This window comes from Nocardia sp. NPDC058518 (genome assembly GCF_042719655.1).
GTDB lineage: Bacteria > Actinomycetota > Actinomycetes > Mycobacteriales > Mycobacteriaceae > Nocardia.
The window spans coordinates 43,411-61,214 of record NZ_JBHXNJ010000009.1 but is presented as its reverse complement, the minus strand read 5'-3'; the positions used below and the strand labels follow the sequence as shown (position 1 = coordinate 61,214).

Below are 17,804 nucleotides of genomic sequence, written 5' to 3'. Positions count from 1 at the left end.
TGCAGCGGGCGCCATGCCGCGGCTGCTCACGGAGGAGGATCTACGGTGAAACCACAGCGAACAGTCATCGCCCTGATGGCGGTCGCTCTCCTGGTGGCAGGGTGCGGCCGGGAGAGCGGAGCGCGCGAGGACGGTGCGGGCGGTCCGGCCGCCCCTGCCGCGTCCGGCGACTTCGGCACGCTCAGCGATGTCTGCAAGTCGGGCACGCCGGGCAGCACGCAGGCACAGGGCGTGACAGCGACCGAGATCGAGGTGGGTGTCTTCTCCGACATCGGCTTCACCAAGAATCCCGACTTCGTCGACGCGGCGAAGGTCTTCACGTCGTGGTGCAACGCGGCGGGCGGTATCAACGGCCGCAAGATCGTCACCAACCTGCGCGACACCAAGCTCATGGAGGTCCGCCAGCGCACGCTCGAGGCTTGTCGGGAGGACTTCGTCCTGGTCGGCGGCAGCGCCGCGCTCGACGGTCTCGGCGTCAAGGACCGGCTCGACTGCCTGCTGCCGGAGTTCCCGGCGCAGGTCTCCCAGACCGCCAACACCGGCTCGGACCTGCAGCTGGGTGCGGGCTCGTCGATGTCGGAGAACGTGAATCCCTATACCGGATTCCAGGATTGGCTGATCAACGAGGCCTTCCCCGGTTCCAAGAACGCCATCGGCATGATCAACGGCGACTCGCCGATCACCAAGGTCATGGGCGACAAGCTCACCGAGTCGTTCGCCGCCGCCGGGGCGAGGATCGCCTACAGCGACCTGTACCCGATCTCGGGTGTCTCGGACTGGACGCCCTATGCCCAAGCCATCAAGGCGGCCGGGGTGAAGGGTCTGATCTTCTACGGCGACTTCCGCTATCTCGCGAAGCTGCAGGACGTGCTGACCAGCATGAACTACAAGCTGGACTGGATCGACGCCAACGCCAACTCCTACAACAAGGTGTTCCTGGACTCGGCGAAAAGCTCACTCGGACAGCAGAACAACGTGCTCGACATGAGCGGCACCGCGCCGCTGGACGCGGCCGACCGGGTGCCCGCGGTACAGCAGGTGAAGGACCTCTTCAAGCAGTACGCCCCCGACAGCACCATCACCTTCCAGGTGCTGCGCGCCTTCCAGTCCTGGCTGTTGTTCGCCAAATCGGCCACCGCGTGCGGTGCCGAGCTGACCCGCGCCTGCGTCTACAAGACCGCGGCGAAGGAGACAGCCTGGACCGCGGGCGGGCTGCAGGCACCGGTCGACCTGTCCAAGCCGCTGGCCGACCAGACCCGCTGCTTCAACGTGCAGCAGGCGCGCCCGGACGGGTGGAAGTCCGCGCAGTTCTCGCCCAATACCGACGGGCTGTACCGCTGTGGCTTCACTCCCTACCGGTACAAGGCGGACTTCGGTCAGCCGGCGACGCTGGCCTCGGTCGGCAAGAGTCTCGCGGATCTGAAGTGACGGAGCGCGTCCGCTGATGGAGCAATTTCTCGCCTTCGGCATCGTCGGCCTGAGTACCGCCGCGATCTACGCCGTGATCGGTAGCGGCCTGGTACTCACCTACACCACCACCGGGGTGTTCAACTTCGCGCACGGTGCGGCGGGCATGGTCTCGGCCTTCGTCTACTGGCAGCTGTCGGTCGGCTGGGGCTGGCCCGTCCCGCTCGCGCTGACCGCGGTGCTGCTGGTCTTCGCCCCGGCCTTCGGGTTGTTCTTCGGCCGGACCCTGGCGCCGACCCAGGGTTTGGGCGACGCCGAGAAATTGGTGATGACCATCGCGCTGCTCAGCGGGTTGATCGTGCTGGCGCGCTGGATCTGGAACCCGAACGAATCGCGGTCGCTGCCACGGTTCTTCACGGACCAGCCGTCGATCGATCTGGGCGTGGTGACGCTGACCTGGCACCAGGCGCTGACCATCGCGGTCGCGATCGCGGTGGCGATCGCGCTGCGGATCCTGCTGTACCGCACCCGAACCGGGGTGGAGATGCGGGCCACCGTCGACGACCGCGCCCTGGTGGGGCTCACCGGCGCCGACCCGCAGCGGGCCAACCGGATCGCCTGGATCCTCGGCATCGAACTGGCCGCGATCGGCGGCATCCTCATCGCGCCGATGGTCACCCTGGACGCGGCACAGCTGTCGCTGCTCATCGTGAGTGCCTATACCGCCGCTATTTTCGGGCGGTTGCGCAATCTGCCGATGGTGTTCGTGGGCGCGGTGGTCGTCGGTCTGCTGGAGAGCTACCTGACCGGGTATCTGCCACAGAACGAGTACCTGCCGGGGCTACGGCTCGCGGCGCCGGCGCTGCTGCTGTTCGTCGCGCTGCTGCTGTTCCCGCACGGCCGGTTGCGCGGACGCGACCGGCGGGTGGGCGCGGTGCCGCTGCCCACCCTCGGCGGCTCCGCGGCCTTCGCGGCGGTGATCGTCACCCTCGGATTGATGCTGGCCACGATGCTCAGCGAGCCGGATCTGATCACCTACGGCGCCATGTTCGCCTGGGGCGTCATCGCGCTGTCGTATGTGCCGCTGCTCGGGTTCGCGGGACAGATCTCGCTGTGCCAGCTCGGGCTGGCCGGGATCGGCGCGGTGGCATACGGGCACCTGGGACCGGACGGTCAGTGGTGGGCGCTGCTCGCGGCCATGGGCATCGCGGGACTCGTCGGCGCGGTGATAGCGATTCCGGCACTGCGGCTTTCGGGTGTCTACATGGCACTGGCCACCGCCGCCTTCGCGGTCGTGCTCGACCGGTGGATCTTCACGCTGCCCGCCTTCGAGATCCTCGGGGTGCGCATCGCACTGTTCGATCAGGGGTCGGTGTCGATCGCCGGACCGGATCTGTTCGGGCTGAAGGTGGAGACCACCGCGGGCATCACCGTGTTCGCGGCGGTCTGCCTCGCGGCGGCCGGCTTCGGTGTCGCGCTGTTGCGGCGCAGCCGATTCGGCCGCAGGCTGATCGCGCTGCGCGACAGCGAGGCCGCCTACGCGACCCTCGGCGGCAGCCTGCTGCTGGCGCGGGTGACGGTGTTCGCGCTCTCGGCGGCCATCGCCGGGCTCGGTGGCGCGCTGTACGGGATGCAGATGCAGGCAGTGGCACCGGATCAGTTCAACCTGGTGGCGGGGCTGCCGATCTTCCTGATCGTCACCATCGCCGGGCTCGGCGCGATCGGGGCGGGCATGTTCACCGGTCTGGTGTTCGCCGGTCCGCTCAATGTGATTCCGGTGCTGTGGCCCGGCCTGCTGAATCTCTCGCAGGTGCTGCCCTCGCTGGGCGGCATCCTCTTCGGCGGTGGCGTGCTCAAGGACGGGGCCATCGCCCCGTTGCGCCGGGAATGGTTCCCGATGCTGCGCGACCGGGTGGTGGCACCGCTGCTGGTGCTCGTGGTGCTCGGGCTGTGGGGCCTGCGACTGCTCGAGTCGATCGACGGCTGGGCCTTCACCGGCGGTGTCGTCGTCGCGACCGTGGCGGCGCGGATCTGGAGTTCGGTGCGCAACCGGCCCGTGGCCGATCCGTCGGAAGTGCCGGTCGAATGGTGGGGCATCCGGCGGCCCTGGACACCCGAGGACGAGGAGGTGCTCGATCGTGCCGTCACTACTGGAAGTTGACGATGTCACCGTCGTGTTCGGCGGCAACCGGGCACTGGACGCCGCAACGCTGCGCGCCGAAGCCGGCACGATCACCGGCTTGATCGGGCCGAACGGCGCGGGCAAGAGCACGCTGTTCGACGTGATCTGCGGCCTGCGCACTCCGGTGCACGGGCGGGTGAGCCTCGCCGGTCGCGACGTCACCCGGGCCGGACCCGCCCGCCGCGCCCGGCACGGAATGGCGCGGACCTTCCAGCGGCTCGAACTGTTCGGCCGGCTCAGCGTGCGCGACAACCTGCTGGTAGCCGCCGAACTCGGGCCTGCCAGGCGCCGGGCCGGACAGATCGTCGACGACATCATCGACCGGTTCGGCCTGGCCGCGGTCGCCGACGCCTGCGCCGACGAATTACCCACCGGCACCGGACGACTGGTCGAGGTGGGCCGGGCGGTCGCGGCCCGGCCGAGCGTGATCCTGCTCGACGAACCCGCCGCCGGGCAGGACCACACCGAGACCGAGCGCTTCGGCGACCTGCTGCGCGCACTCGCCGAGGAGGGCACCGCCGTGCTGCTGGTCGAACACGACATGGGCCTGGTGATGAACGTCTGCGACGAGGTCTACGTGCTCGACCTCGGCCGGATGATCGCCTCCGGCCCGCCCGCGACCATCCGTTCCGACGAAGCCGTCCTCGCCGCCTACCTGGGGGACCTGTGACCACCGTGCATCCGGCCGCCACGGCGGCCTCGACCGAGACGACCGGCCCGGCGCCCCTGCTGGCCTTGCGGGGCGTGCGCGCCGCCTACGGTGCGATCACCGTGCTGCACGGCGTCGACCTCGAGGTCGCGGCCGGGCGGGTCGTCGCGTTGCTCGGACCCAACGGCGCGGGCAAGACGACGGCTCTGCACGTGGTGGCGGGCACCCACCCGGTGACGGCGGGCAGCCTGGAACTGGGCGGGCGCGACGTCACCGGGGCGGCGGGCCGCGATCTGGCCGCTGCCGGGGTCTGCCTGATCCCCGAAGGTCGCGGCGTGTTCCCCAATCTCACTGTGCGCGAGAACCTCTGGATGATGACCTGCACCGGTCGCACCCGCGCCCAGATCGAGGAGATCGCCTTCGACCGGTTCCCGATCCTGCACACCCGCGCCGGTCAGGTGGCAGGCACCATGTCCGGCGGAGAGCAGCAGATGCTGGCCCTGGCCAGGGGACTGGCCACCGACCCTGCGGTGCTGCTGCTCGACGAACTGTCCATGGGCCTGGCCCCGCTGGTGGTCGAACGGCTCTACGAACAGGTCGCCGAGATCGCCCGGCAGGGCGTGGCGGTGCTCGTCGTCGAGCAATTCGCCGCCGCCGTTCTCGACATCGCCGATCACGCGGCCGTGCTGGTGCGCGGACGCGTGGTGCGCCGAGGACATCCGGACAGCGGACTCCGCAACGAATTGGCTGCCCTCTATCTAGGAAGTGACCCATCATGACCGAATCCCGCGCGGACCGTTTCACCCGTGACCTGCGAGAACTCAAGATTCCTGACCCGTCGGCCGGTCGATCCGGGCTGTGGCTGCGCACCGGGGTGGTGCTCATGGTGGCCGGTCCGGTGCTCGCCGCGCTGGCCTACCTGATGTCACACAACACCACCGATCCACTGGCCCAGCGCGACGCGATCGTGCTGGCGCTGGGCGGGGTGGCTGCCGCCGTCACCGGTTCCGCGGTGTTCCTGCGCTATTCGCTGACCAACTTCCTGCGGTTCTGGCTGGCCCGGCAGGCCTACGAGCTCGACGGGCTCGCCGAACGGACGATCCGGGAGCCGATGCCGTCCGGATCGGCCGGCTGAGGAAAGGAGACCGCACAATGCCAGAAGGCATGCATTTCGACCTGTCCGAGGACCAGGAGCTCATCCGCTCCTCGGTCGCCCAGCTGTGCCGCAAGTTCGACGATCAGTACTGGCTCGAACACGACCGGGACCACGAATTCCCCACCGAGTTCTACCGGGCGATCGCCGACGGCGGCTGGCTCGGCATCACCATCCCCGAGGAATACGGCGGGCACGGCCTCGGCATCACCGAGGCCACCCTGCTGGCCGAGGAGGTCTCGCGCTCCGGCGGCGGGATGAACGCCGCGAGTTCGATCCACATGTCCATCTTCGGGATGCAGCCGGTGGTGGTGCACGGTTCCACCGAACTCAAGCAGCGCACCCTGCCGCGCATCGCCGCCGGTGAGCTGCACGTGTGCTTCGGCGTCACCGAACCCGGTGCGGGACTGGACACTCCGCGCATCACCACCTCGGCCCGCCGCGACGGCGACCACTACGTGGTGAACGGCCGCAAGGTGTGGATCTCCAAGGCGCTCGAGTCGGAGAAGATCCTGCTGCTGACCCGGACCACGCCCTACGACGAGGTCGAGAAGAAGACCGACGGCATGACCCTGTTCCTGACGGATCTGGACCGTGCCCACGTCGACATCCGCCCGATCGCCAAGATGGGCCGCAACGCGGTGAGCTCGAACGAGCTGTTCATCGATGATCTGCGGGTGCCGGTCGAGGACCGGGTCGGCGAGGAGGGGCAGGGCTTCCGCTACCTGCTGGACGGTCTGAACCCCGAACGCATGCTGATCGCGGCGGAGGCGCTCGGCCTCGGCCGGGTCGCCCTGGACCGGGCGGTGCGCTACGCCAAGGAGCGGGTCGTCTTCGACCGGCCGATCGGCATGAACCAAGGTATCCAGTTCCCCCTGGCCGACTCACTGGCCCGGCTCGACGCCGCCGAACTGGTTCTGCGCCAGGCGACCTGGCGTTACGACAACGGCAAATCCTGTGGGCGCGAGGCGAATACGGCCAAGTACTTGTGCGCCGACGCCGGTTTCACCGCAGCCGATCGGGCCCTGCAGACCCACGGCGGGATGGGGTACGCGGAGGAATATCACGTCGCCCGGTATTTCCGGGAGTCGCGGGTGATGAAGATCGCGCCGGTCAGCCAGGAAATGATCTTGAACTTTTTGGGCACACACGCCCTTGGCCTACCGAGGAGCTACTGATGGCGCCACAGACACTGTTCGACCTCACCGGGCGTTCGGCGCTGGTGACCGGGGCGGCGGGTGGCATCGGTGCCGCGGTCGCCCAAGCGCTCGCCACGGCGGGTGCCGCGGTGCTGGTGACCGATCTGGACGGTGCGGCCGCGGCCGCCGTCGCGGAGAAAATTACCGGAAACGGCGGCACCGCAGCGAGTTTCGCCTTCGACGTCACCGACGCCGACGCGGCGGCCGAGGCCGCCGAGCGAGCGGCCGCGCTCACCGGCGGCGCGCTGCACATCGTGGTCAACAATGCCGGGGTGACCGCGCCGGCGATGCTGGACAAGACCACCGGGGAATCGGTGCGGCGTCTGTTCGACATCCACGCGCTCGGGGCCATCCAGTGTGTCCAGGCGGCGCTGCCGTACCTGCCCACCGACGGGACCGGGCGGATCATCAATGTCACCTCCGCGGCGGGCATCGTCGGCACGCTCGGCCAGGTGAACTACTCCGCGGCCAAGGCGGCGGTCATCGGCATCACCAAGTCGATGGCGAAAGAGCTGGCCCGCAAACAGATCCTGGTGAACGCGGTGGCGCCGCTGGCCGCGACCACGATGACCCAAGCCATCCGCACCGACGACCGCTTCGCGCCGCAGATGCTGGACCGGATCCTGTTGCGCCGCTGGGCCGAACCGGACGAGGTGGCGGGCGCGTTCGTGTTCCTGGCCTCCGATGCCGCCTCCTTCGTCACCGGGCAGGTGCTGCCGGTGGACGGCGGCACGGTGATCTGATGACGCCGGTCGACCCGGCCGCGGCCGCGCCGCTGGCCGGGATCACCGTGATCGCGCTGGAACAGGCCGTCTCGGCGCCCATGTGCACCCGGGTGCTGGCCGATTTCGGTGCGCGGGTGATCAAGATCGAGAACCCGGTTGGCGGTGATTTCGCCCGGCACTACGACGATGTGGTGCTCGGGCAGGCCGCCCACTTCGTCTGGGTGAACCGGGGCAAGGAATCGGTTGCCCTCGACCTGAAAACCGATGCGGGGCTGGATGTTCTGCATCGGCTGCTGAGCGGTGCCGATGTGCTGGTGTCCAATCTCGCACCCGGGGCCACCGCCCGGCTCGGTTTGTCGCCGGACGAGCTCGCCGCCCGGTATCCCTCGCTCGTCGCGGTCGAGATCGACGGGTTCGGCCGGGACGGGCCGCTGTCGCACAAACGCGCCTACGACCTGCTGGTGCAAGCCGAGGCGGGAGTCTGCGCGGTGACCGGGACAGCTGGGCAACCCGCCAAACCCGGTCCACCCGTGGCGGATGCGACCACCGGGCTGTACGCCGCGCTCTCCATCATGATGTGTCTGTACCGTCGCGACGCCAAGGCGGCCACAGGCGGGCCTGAGCGCCTCGACCACCTGGTGAGCGGCGAGGGCGCAACGATCGGCATCAGCCTGTTCGACACCATGGCCGAACTGATGGGCTACCACCTCACCTACGCCCGGCACGCCGGAGTGGATCAGGAACCCCTCGGCATGAGCTCGCCCGCCGTCGCCCCGTACGGCGCCTACCCGACCGCCGACGGCAACACCGTCGTCCTCGGCACCACCAACGACCGCGAATGGCAGCGCCTGGCGACCACCATCCTGCAACGCCCCGACCTGGCCGACGACCCCCGCTTCCGCACCAACACCGGCCGCACCCGCCACCGCGCCGAACTCGACGCCGCCATCACCGCCTGGTGCACACGCCACGACCTGGCCGACATCCAGCGCATCGCCGACGAAGCAGGCATCGGCAACGCCCGCTACAACCGCCCCAGCGAAGTCATCTCCCACCCACAACTGACACAGCGCAACCGCTGGCGCGACATCGACACCCCAGCAGGCCCCATCCCGTCCCTCCTGCCACCCGCGGTGATCGCCGACTACGAGCCACCCATGGGTCCGGTCCCCGCCCTCGGCGCCGACACCGACCGCATCCTGAACGAATTGGGTTGTACCGCTGAGGAAATCGACCGTCTTCGTGCCGCTGCCGTCCTCGGTGGACCGGCCCGCACCGAGGTCGCGACATGACGGGTACCGGAGCCTGCTCGGCCGAGACGCCGACGAGTGGCCAGGGCCGGGGCCCCCTGAACGGGCACGTTTGGGCCGACGTCGACCGCGCACGATACCGAGGGAGGTGGCGCCATGACCGGTGACGACTCCGCCGACTCGGTTCTCCTGGTCTCCGACAGCGACGGCGTGCGCACGCTGACCCTGAATCGCCCCCACCGGCGCAACGCCATCGACGCCGAACTCTTCGCCACCCTGGCCGACGCGTTGCGCGTAGTCGCGACCGATCGCAGTGTGCGGGCGCTCGTCCTCACCGGAGCGGGCAGCGCCTTCTGTTCCGGGGCCGACATCTCGGTGCCCGACAACGCGCACCCGATCTACCGCATGCGTCCGCTCACCGATGTGGCGACGCTGCTCCACGAACTGCCGCTGCCCACGGTCGCCAAGGTCGCAGGGCCCGCGATCGGTGCGGGGTGGAATCTGGCGCTGGGATGCGATCTGGTGGTCGCGACCCCGGAATCGACCTTCGCGCAGGTGTTCACGGCCCGCGGTCTCACCCTCGACCTGGGTGGTTCGTGGTTGCTACCCCGGCTGGTCGGGATGCAGCAGGCCAAACGGCTGACGCTGCTCGCCGAAACCATCGCTGCGGATGAAGCACACGAGCTGGGGCTGGTCACCTGGATCAGGCCCGCGGACGAGATCGACGCGTTCACCGACGATCTCGCCGCCCGGCTGGCAGCGGGCCCACCGGTCGCGCTGGCCCAGACCAAGGCATTGCTGCACGAGGGCGCCGACGCCACCCTGCGCCAGGCGCTCGCCGCCGAAACCCGCGCGCAGGGGTTGAACTTCGCCACGGCCGATGCGCCGGAAGCCTTCGCCGCGTTCGCCGAACGGCGCGAACCACGCTTCACCGGGCGGTGGACGGTGCATCGTCCACCGATCCGTCCCACGAGCTCCGAGAACGGGAGATAGACATGCCCGAGGTAGTCATCGCAGGCGCGGTCCGCACCGCGGTTGGCAAACGCAACGGCGGTCTGGCCGGGGTACACCCGGCCGACCTGTCCGCCCGTGTACTCACGGCACTGGCCGCACGCACCGGCCTCGACCCGGCCGTCGTGGACGATGTGGTGTGGGGCTGTGTCTCCCAGGTGGGCGACCAGTCGAGCAATATCGGCCGGTACGCGGTGCTGGCCGCCGGGTGGCCGGAGAGCGTGCCCGGCACGACCGTGAACCGCGCCTGCGGGTCCAGCCAGCAGGCCGTCGACTTCGCCGCCCAGGCGGTCATGTCCGGCATGGCCGATGTCGTGGTCGCCGGCGGGGTCGAGGTGATGAGCCGGGTGCCCCTCGGTGCCGCCAAAGCCGGTGGCGCACCGTACGGTCCGCAGGCGCTGGCCCGCTACGACGGTTTCGAGTTCAACCAGGGTGTCTCGGCCGAACTCATCGCCGAGAAATGGGGCCTGGACCGGACCCGCGTCGACGAATTCGCGGTGCTCTCCCACGAACTCGCCGCCGCCGCCCAGGACGCGGGCGCCTTCACCGAGCAGATCGTGCCCGTGATCACCGGCAGCGACGTGGTAGAGGTCGACGAGGGCGTCCGGCGGGGGAGCAGCGTGGAGAAGCTGGCGAAGCTGAAGCCTGCCTTCCGCGACGACGGAGTCATCCACGCGGGCAACTCTTCCCAGATCTCCGACGGCGCGGCCGCCCTGCTGCTCACCACACCGGAGAAGGCGCGCGAACTGGGGCTCACCCCGCTGGCTCGCTATCGCGCGGGCGCGGTGGCCGGTTCGGATCCGGTGCTCATGCTCACCGGCCCGATTCCCGCCACCGAGAAGGTGCTGCGCCGCGCCGGGCTCGCGCTGTCCGAGATCGGGGTGTACGAGGTGAACGAGGCCTTCGCACCGGTGCCGCTGGCCTGGCTGGCCGAGACCGGCGCCGACCCGGACCGGCTCAACCCGCTGGGCGGGGCGATCGCGCTCGGCCATCCGCTCGGCGGTTCGGGCGCGGTCCTGCTGACCCGCATGCTGCACCACATGCGCGACAACGGGATTCGCTACGGCCTGCAAACCATGTGCGAAGGCGGCGGCACCGCCAACGCCACCATCGTCGAGCTCGTCTGAGATCGGGGAGATCACGTGCGTCGCGAATTGTTCACGCCCGATCACGAGGCATTCCGGGAACTGGTGCGCGGTTTCGTCGAGAAACGCATCGCACCGAACTACGCGGACTGGGAACGCGCCGGGCGGATGCCCCGCGAGATCTTCACCGAGATGGGCGAACTCGGCCTGCTCGGTATCGCGCTGCCCGAGGAGTTCGGCGGTGCGGGCCTGCGCGACTACCGCTACAACGTGGTCCTGCAGGAGGAGGCCGCCCGCGCCCTGGTGACGCTCGGGACCGTCCGCACCCAGCTCGACGTCATCCTGCCGTACTTCCTCGAATACGCCGACGCCGCGCAACGCGAGCGCTGGTTCCCCGGCCTCGCCGCCGGATCGTTGCTCACCGCCGTCGCCATGACCGAACCCGGCACCGGCTCCGACCTGGCCGGGATGCGCACCAGTGCGGTCCGCGACGGCGACCACTACATCCTCAACGGCGCCAAGACCTTCATCACCGGCGGACTGCTCGCCGATCTGGTGATCGTCGTGGCGCGCACCGCCACCGACCCCGACAACCGGAGGGCCGGACTCACGCTGCTGGTCGTCGAGGACGGGATGTCCGGCTTCGAACGCGGCCGGGAACTGGAGAAGATGGGCTGCAAGGTGCAGGACACCATGGAGCTGTCGTTCACCGATGTGCGTGTACCGGTGGCCAATCGGCTGGGGGAGGAGGGCGCGGCCTTCGGCTATCTCGGGCACAACCTGCCCCAGGAACGGCTCACCGTCGCGGTCGGCTCGGTCGCCCAGGCGCGCGCGGCGATCGGCGCCACCGTCGAATACACCAGGGAGCGTAAGGCTTTCGGCACCCCGGTGGCCTCGTTCCAGAACACCAAGTTCGAGCTGGCGGCACTGTCCACCGAAGTCGAGGCCGCGCAGACCATGATCGACCGGGCAGTCACGGACCTGGTCGACGGCGTGCTCTCCGGCGCCGACGCCGCCCGCGTGAAACTGTTCTGCACCGAGGTACAGGCCCGCACCGTCGACCGCTGCCTGCAACTGTTCGGCGGCTACGGCTACATGACGGAATACCCGATCGCCCGCCTCTACACCGACGCCCGCGTTGCCCGCATCTACGCCGGAACCAGCGAGGTGATGAAGATGATCGTCGCCAGGGACCTCGGCTTGTCCTGACCGAACGCGAAAGCGCCGGAATCCCACGATTCCGGCGCTTTTCACGTCAGGCTGTCGGCGCGTACCCGAGGATGCCCTTGATCTCGAGGTAGTCGTCGAAACCGAAAGCACCCCATTCGCGGCCGTTGCCGCTCTTACGGAACCCGCCGAACGGGCAGTGGAAATCGAAGCCGTCGTTGATCGAGACGTACCCGGCCCGGATGCGGTGCGCCACCGCTCGCGCCTGGTCGAGGTCGGCGCCCGCGACATTGCCGGCCAGCCCGTACTCGGTGTCGTTGGCGATCTCCACCGCGTGATCGATGCTGTCGTAGGCCAGGATCGTCAGCACCGGGCCGAAGATCTCCTCGCGGGCGACCGTCATGTCGTTGGTGACGTTCGCGAACACCGTCGGTTTGACGTAGTAGCCCTTGGCCAGCCCGTCCGGACGGCCGGTGCCGCCGACGACCAGGGTCGCGCCCTCATCGATGCCGCGCTGGATGAGCCCCTGCACCTTGTCGAACTGGGCCTTCGACACCACCGGGCCGAGGGTGACCTCGGTGGTCGGATCGCCGACGGTCAGCTGCTCGGCGGCCGACTTCGCCGCCGCGATCGCCTCGTCCATCCGGGCCCGCGGCACGAGCATCCGGGTCAGCGCGCTACAGGTCTGGCCGGAGTTCATCATCAGCGGACCGATGCCCGCCGCGACATTCGCCGCGAACCGCTCGTCGTCGAGCACGATATTGGGGCTCTTGCCGCCGAGTTCCTGGGTGACCCGCTTGACGCTCGGCGCGGCGGCCCTGGCCACCTCGATCCCGGCCCGGGTGGAACCGGTGAAGGAGATGACGTCGACATCCAGGTGCGCGGCCAGTGGCGCGCCCACCCCCGGCCCGTCACCGTGGACAAGGTTGAACACCCCGGCAGGCACTCCGGCGGCGTCGAGGACCTCGGCGAAGATCTGCGCGCTGAACGGCGACTGCTCCGAGGGCTTGAGCACGACGGTGCACCCGGCGGCCAGCGCGGGGAACACCTTCACCGCGATCAGGCTCAACGGCCAGTTCCACGGCGTGATCAGCCCCGCGACACCGATCGGCTCGCGGGCGATCAGGGTGGCACCGCGCTGCTCGGTGAACGGGTAGTCCCGCAGCACCTCGATCGACGTATCGAGATGTCCGGCAACCAGATTCAGCTGGAACCCGCTTGCCAGCGCCGCCGGGGCGCCCATCTCGGCAGTCAGCGCGGCCGCGAAATCGCCGCGACGGCGCTCGAACTCGACACCGATCGCGGTCAGCACGGCGAGGCGCTCGTCGACCGAACTCGTCGACCAGCTCGCGAACGCGCCGCGCGCGGCGGCCACCGCCCGGTCGACATCGGCCGCGGTGCCCGCGGCGACGGTGCCGTAGACCTCCTCGGTGGCCGGGTCGACGACCTCGAAGGTCGCGGTGCCGGCGGGCTCGATCCACTTGCCGCCGACATAGAACGTGGAGATATCTGGCATGTCTACTGTGTTCCTTCCGCGTACCAGGTGCGGAACTCGTCGTAGGAGGGCATCTCTTCGGAGTTCGCCTTGGGGTCGATGGCCACGTGGATCACGCCCGGTCTGCCACTGGCGTAGGCCCGTTTGATCGCGGGCGCGATGTCCTCCTCGCGCTCGACGTACTCGCCGTAGCAGCCGAAGCCCTCGGCCACCTTGTCCAACCGGGTTCCGGTACCCCAGTGCACGCCGGTCTCGAGCGAGCCCTGCCCGAACGTGCGTTTGTACACCCCGACCTCGAGGCCCCACGCGTAGTCCACCGCGACCACCGACACCAGCGGAAGGTTCAGTCGCACAGCCGTTTCCAGCTCGGCGATCTGGAACTGGAACGAGGAGTCACCGGAGATCAGCATCACCGGTCGCTTGCGGCCCTCGGCGACCGAGGCGCCGACCGCGTAGGGCAGGCCGGTGCCGAGGTGGCCGAAGTTCTGGTTCCAGATCACGTCGTGCGGCTTGGCCTGGGAGTAGGTCCAGCCGAAGATCGTGGTGGCGCCGCCGTCGCGCACCATGATGCCGTCGGCGGGAAAAGCCTTGGTGGCCTCCACGATCAGCCGCGCCGGGTGCACCGGGGTGCGCCCGGAGGGTGCGGTCTCGGCGAGTTCGGCCAGCCGCGCGGCGTCCTGTTCGATCCAGCCTGCCAGCTCGGGGGTGGCCGTGCGCGGGGTGTCGCGCAGCGCATCGACCAGCTGCGGCACGATCGCGCGCAGATCGCCGACCAGCGGCACGTCGATGGACCGGTTGACCCCGATGGCGGTCGGATCCTGTTCGACCAGAATCCATTTCCGGTTCGCCTCGTTCGCCACCCAGTGCCTGCCGCGCCCGTAGTGCACCGGCTCACCCAGCTCGGTGCCGATCGCCAGGCACAGATCCGACTGCACCACGGCCTCGACCGCCGAGGGGGAGAAGCCGTAGGGGAACGTTCGGTCCTCGAGCCCCTCGATGTAGGAAGTGCCACCGGAGGTCTGGATCACCGGCACCGCGAGCAGCTCGGCCAGTTCCCGCACCAACGCACCCGCGCGCGCTGTGTGCGCACCGTGTCCCACCAGCAGGATCGGCTGCTTCGCCGCCCGCAGCAGCTCCACCGCCTCGGCGATCTTGTCCGCGCCCGCCGTCTGGCCGACCAGGCGATACGCCGAGGGTGGCAGGGGAGCGGGCACATCCAGTTCTTCCAGGATGACGTGCGAGGGGTATTCGATATAGACCGGGCCGGGGGTTCCGGTGAGCGCCTTGCGCAGGCCCTCTCGGATGATCTCGTCGGTCTGGTCGGCGTATTCGATGCTGGCGCTGTACTTCACCGAGTTCTCGAACAGCGCGGCCTGTTTGACGAACTGGATGCGCCCGCGCCGCACCCGCTGCTCGGTGATCCGGGCGCGTTGACCGCCCAGGAAGATCACCGGCGAGTTCTCCACCAGCGCGCACATCATCGCGCCGGCGAGATTGGCGACACCGGGCCCGAGGGTGCCGATGCAGACCGCCGCCTTGCCCGTCATCCGGGAGGCGGCCTCGGCCATGAAACCGGCCGATTCCTCGTGATGCGGTGCGATCACGTTCCAGCCGCGCTCCTCCGCGAGATGGAACATGTGCACGAAGTTCGGATCGGGGATACCGAAAATCGTGTTGATACCTTCGGCTTCGAAGAGCTGAAGGATCCGTTCATAGACTTTGACCGACATGCCGGTGTGCCTCCGTCACTAGCGCGAAACTCTTCCTGAGGTGATCTGTGTGACCGGCCGGAACCGGCGGCAGGATCCACGAATCCGTGGTGTCGCGGATCGCGTCGATCTGCTCGCCGACCTGCTCGATCGTCCACGAGGGCCGATGGACCCCCGGGGTTTCGGCGATATAGGCCCGGCCCACCCGGCCTGCGACGGCCACCAGCATCTCGCCGGTGATCGAGCAGGATTCGTGGGCGAGCCACCCGACCGCGGGGGCGGTGAGCTCGGGTCCCATCGGCGGATAGGCGGAGGTGTCGAGCCCGTCCGCCAGCCGGGTCACCGCGGCGGGCACGATGACATTGCTGGTGATGCCGGAGTCCGCGCCCTCGAGCGCGACGACATTGGACAGCCCGATCATCCCGGCCTTGGCCACCGCGTAGTTGGCGACGCCCTTGTTGCCGTAGAGCCCACCGATCGAGGAGGTGAGCACGACGCGGCCGTATCCGGCCTCGGCCATGATCGGAAAGGCCGGGCGCACCACGTGGAACGCCCCGCGCAGGTGCACATCGAGCACCGACTCGAAATCCTCATAGCTCAGCTCGCTCAGCGAGCCGTAGCGGACATTGCCCGCGTTGTGCACCAGGATGTCGAGCCGCCCGAAGTGCGACAGCGCGGCGTCGACGATCGCGCGCCCGCCCGCCGGCGTCGCGACCGACTCGCCGCACGCGACGGCTTCGCCACCCGCCGCGCGGATCTCGGCCACCACCGCGGCGGCGGGATCACCCTCGACGGTGTCGCCGCGGACACTGCTGCCCAGATCGTTGACCACGACCTTGGCGCCCCGCTCGGCCAGCAGCAGCGCGTAGGCGCGACCGAGGCCGCGGCCCGCGCCGGTGATGACGGCGACGCGATCGTCGAATCGCAATGTCATCTGCTCAGCTCCAGGCCGGGCAGGTCGCCGCTGTCGCGCCAGGTCCGCAGGAGGTCGCCGAAGGCGTAGAAGCCGGGCCAGTACGGTTCGCCGAGATGCGAGCGGATGTTCTTCTCGCCCTCGTTGTTGTAGTAGCCCGGCGTGCATTCGCGCTGGAAAGTGCTGTTGTCGACGGCGGTCTCGCGCACCGTGGTCACCCACTCCTGCACCGCCTCGGCGGTGGGCTCGACCGTGGTGACCCCGGTGTCGACGGCCTGCTTCAGGATGTAGGCGATGTGCTCGGCCTGCTGATCGAACATGTCGGTGGTGCTCGCGGTGACCCCGCCCTGCAGGAACCCGGTGAAGAACAGATTCGGGAAGCCGCGGGTGGTGAGGCCGTGCAAGGTCTGGTAGCCGTCGCCCCAGTGCTCGTAGAGCGAGTGGCCGTCGCGGCCGGCGAACGGCGCGATACCGAAGCGGCGGTCCAGATCGGTGGTGATCTCGAAGCCGCTGGCGAAGATGATGCAGTCGACCTCGTGCTCGACGCCGTCGGCGACGATGCCCCTGGCCGTGATCCGCTCCACGCCTTTGGTTTTCGCGACATCGACCAGGGTCACATTTTCGCGGTTGAAGGTGGGCAGGTACTGGTCGTTGAAACACGGCCGCTTGCACAGGAACCGGTAGTACGGCTTGAGCGCGGCCGCGGTGGCCGGGTCGGTGACGATCTCGTCGACGCGCCCGCGCACCCGCTCCATCGCCTTGTAGTCCTCGAGCTCACGCAACTCCATGAACTTCTCCGGAGTGAGCGTCGCCCACCCGCCGGTGGCGCTGAGATGCGCCTCGAGGTTGCGGCTGACCTCGGTCCAGCCGTCACAGATCAGGTCGGCCTGGCCCGGGGTGAACGCCTCGAACGCGGCGGTGTGGAAGTTGCGCTTGCGCTCACGGGTCCAGCCCGGTTGCACCGAGGCGGCCCACTCCGGATCGGTCGGCACGTCACCGCGCTCGTAGACATAGGAGGGGGTGCGCTGGAAGACATAGAGGTGCTCAGCGGATTCGGCGAGATGCGGCACGATCTGGATGCCGCTGGCGCCGGTGCCGATCACCGCGACCTTCTTGCCCGCGAGCTTGTCCAGCCCACCCCGCATGCCGCCACCGGTGTATTCGTAATCCCAGCGCGCGCTGTGGAAGGTGTGGCCGGTGAACTCCGAGATGCCGGGGATACCAGGCAGTTTGGGCTTGTTGAACGGGCCCTGCGCCATGATCACGAAGCGGGCGCGCAGGTCGTCGCCGCGGTTGGTGCCGATGCGCCAGCGGTCGAGCTCGTCGTCCCAGCGCAGCGACTGCACCAGCGTGCTGAAGATCGTGCGGCCGTAGAGGTTGTAGTGCTTGCCGATCCGCTGCGCGTGCTCGAAGCACTCGTCGCCGCGCGCGTACTTCTCGGTGGGCATGTAGCCGGTTTCCTCGAGCAGTGGCAGATAGGCGTAGCTGTCGGTGTCGCACTGGATGCCGGGATACCGGTTCCAGTACCACGCGCCACCGAAATCGCCTGCCAGCTCGATGATCCGGAAATCGGTGATCCCGGCCTCCTCGAGGCGGGCGGCGGCGAGCAGGCCCGCCCAGCCGCCGCCGAGGATCGCGATGCCGATCTCGTCGGTGATCGGTTCCCGTGGCACCACTCTCGTGTACGGGTCGCCCTCGTAGAAGTCGGTGAAGCCGCCGTCAGTGACCAGGTACTGCCCCTGGCCCTCGGTGCGCACGCGCTTGTCGCGTTCGGCGAGGTAGACGGCCCGGAGTTCCTCGACGTCGATGTCGGGGGTCTGCGTGGGTGCGCAGTCGCTCATGCGGATTTCCTTGCTGGA

15 protein-coding genes are annotated in these 17,804 nt (G+C 69.0%); 11 read left to right on the top strand and 4 right to left on the bottom strand.

Features of this window, described 5'->3' with window-relative positions; translation table 11 throughout:
* Positions 1-45 precede the first annotated feature (45 nt).
* From ACFWPX_RS17650 to ACFWPX_RS17600, 11 genes are all read left to right on the top strand, one after another.
* A complete protein-coding gene (locus ACFWPX_RS17650) occupies positions 46-1,428 on the top strand; it encodes an ABC transporter substrate-binding protein (protein ID WP_378928284.1) in 1,383 nt (460 codons plus the stop codon).
* 16 nt (positions 1,429-1,444) lie between these two features.
* The gene (locus ACFWPX_RS17645; RefSeq protein WP_378928283.1) at positions 1,445-3,568 is read left to right on the top strand and encodes an ABC transporter permease; all 2,124 of its coding nucleotides are present in this window, start codon (positions 1,445-1,447) and stop codon (positions 3,566-3,568) included.
* Complete coding sequence (locus ACFWPX_RS17640; RefSeq protein ID WP_378928282.1) at positions 3,546-4,259, top strand: ABC transporter ATP-binding protein; 714 nt, start codon at positions 3,546-3,548, stop codon at positions 4,257-4,259. The genes ACFWPX_RS17645 and ACFWPX_RS17640 overlap by 23 nt, the downstream gene beginning before the upstream one ends.
* A complete protein-coding gene (locus ACFWPX_RS17635; RefSeq protein ID WP_378928281.1) occupies positions 4,256-5,017 on the top strand; it encodes an ABC transporter ATP-binding protein in 762 nt (253 codons plus the stop codon). The genes ACFWPX_RS17640 and ACFWPX_RS17635 overlap by 4 nt, the downstream gene beginning before the upstream one ends.
* Positions 5,014-5,373 carry a hypothetical protein gene (locus tag ACFWPX_RS17630; protein ID WP_378928280.1) on the top strand — a complete coding sequence of 120 codons (360 nt, stop codon included), beginning with the start codon at positions 5,014-5,016 and terminating at the stop codon, positions 5,371-5,373. Before ACFWPX_RS17635 ends, ACFWPX_RS17630 begins: the two co-directional genes overlap by 4 nt.
* A 29-nt stretch (positions 5,374-5,402) precedes the next feature.
* Positions 5,403-6,569, top strand: a complete 1,167-nt coding sequence (locus ACFWPX_RS17625; RefSeq protein ID WP_378928465.1) for an acyl-CoA dehydrogenase family protein — start codon at positions 5,403-5,405, stop codon at positions 6,567-6,569.
* Entirely contained in the window at positions 6,569-7,333 is a 765-nt protein-coding gene (locus ACFWPX_RS17620; protein WP_378928278.1) for an SDR family NAD(P)-dependent oxidoreductase, read from the top strand. Before ACFWPX_RS17625 ends, ACFWPX_RS17620 begins: the two co-directional genes overlap by 1 nt.
* Positions 7,333-8,607, top strand: a complete 1,275-nt coding sequence (locus tag ACFWPX_RS17615; protein ID WP_378928277.1) for a CaiB/BaiF CoA transferase family protein — start codon at positions 7,333-7,335, stop codon at positions 8,605-8,607. Before ACFWPX_RS17620 ends, ACFWPX_RS17615 begins: the two co-directional genes overlap by 1 nt.
* 114 nt (positions 8,608-8,721) lie before the next feature.
* Complete coding sequence (locus tag ACFWPX_RS17610; RefSeq protein ID WP_378928276.1) at positions 8,722-9,558, top strand: enoyl-CoA hydratase/isomerase family protein; 837 nt, start codon at positions 8,722-8,724, stop codon at positions 9,556-9,558.
* 2 nt (positions 9,559-9,560) lie between these two features.
* Positions 9,561-10,703, top strand: coding sequence for a thiolase family protein (locus tag ACFWPX_RS17605; RefSeq protein WP_378928275.1), 1,143 nt, complete (start codon positions 9,561-9,563; stop codon positions 10,701-10,703).
* A gap of 15 nt (positions 10,704-10,718) precedes the next feature.
* Positions 10,719-11,870 (top strand): acyl-CoA dehydrogenase family protein, encoded by a 1,152-nt coding sequence (locus tag ACFWPX_RS17600; RefSeq protein ID WP_378928274.1) that lies wholly within the window; start codon positions 10,719-10,721, stop codon positions 11,868-11,870.
* 46 nt (positions 11,871-11,916) lie between these two features.
* On the opposite strand, the gene ACFWPX_RS17595 is transcribed toward ACFWPX_RS17600, so the two are convergent.
* The 4 genes from ACFWPX_RS17595 to ACFWPX_RS17580 are packed head-to-tail and all read right to left on the bottom strand — an operon-like array spanning position 11,917 to position 17,786.
* Positions 11,917-13,344 (bottom strand): aldehyde dehydrogenase family protein, encoded by a 1,428-nt coding sequence (locus tag ACFWPX_RS17595; protein ID WP_378928273.1) that lies wholly within the window; start codon positions 13,342-13,344, stop codon positions 11,917-11,919.
* Between the two features lie 2 nt (positions 13,345-13,346).
* Positions 13,347-15,053: a thiamine pyrophosphate-binding protein gene (locus ACFWPX_RS17590; RefSeq protein WP_378928272.1), complete on the bottom strand. Its 1,707-nt coding sequence runs from the start codon at positions 15,051-15,053 to the stop codon at positions 13,347-13,349.
* Entirely contained in the window at positions 15,034-15,966 is a 933-nt protein-coding gene (locus ACFWPX_RS17585) for an SDR family NAD(P)-dependent oxidoreductase (protein WP_378928271.1), read from the bottom strand. The genes ACFWPX_RS17590 and ACFWPX_RS17585 overlap by 20 nt, the downstream gene beginning before the upstream one ends.
* Positions 15,963-17,786, bottom strand: coding sequence for a flavin-containing monooxygenase (locus ACFWPX_RS17580; protein WP_378928270.1), 1,824 nt, complete (start codon positions 17,784-17,786; stop codon positions 15,963-15,965). Before ACFWPX_RS17580 ends, ACFWPX_RS17585 begins: the two co-directional genes overlap by 4 nt.
* Positions 17,787-17,804 lie beyond the last annotated feature (18 nt).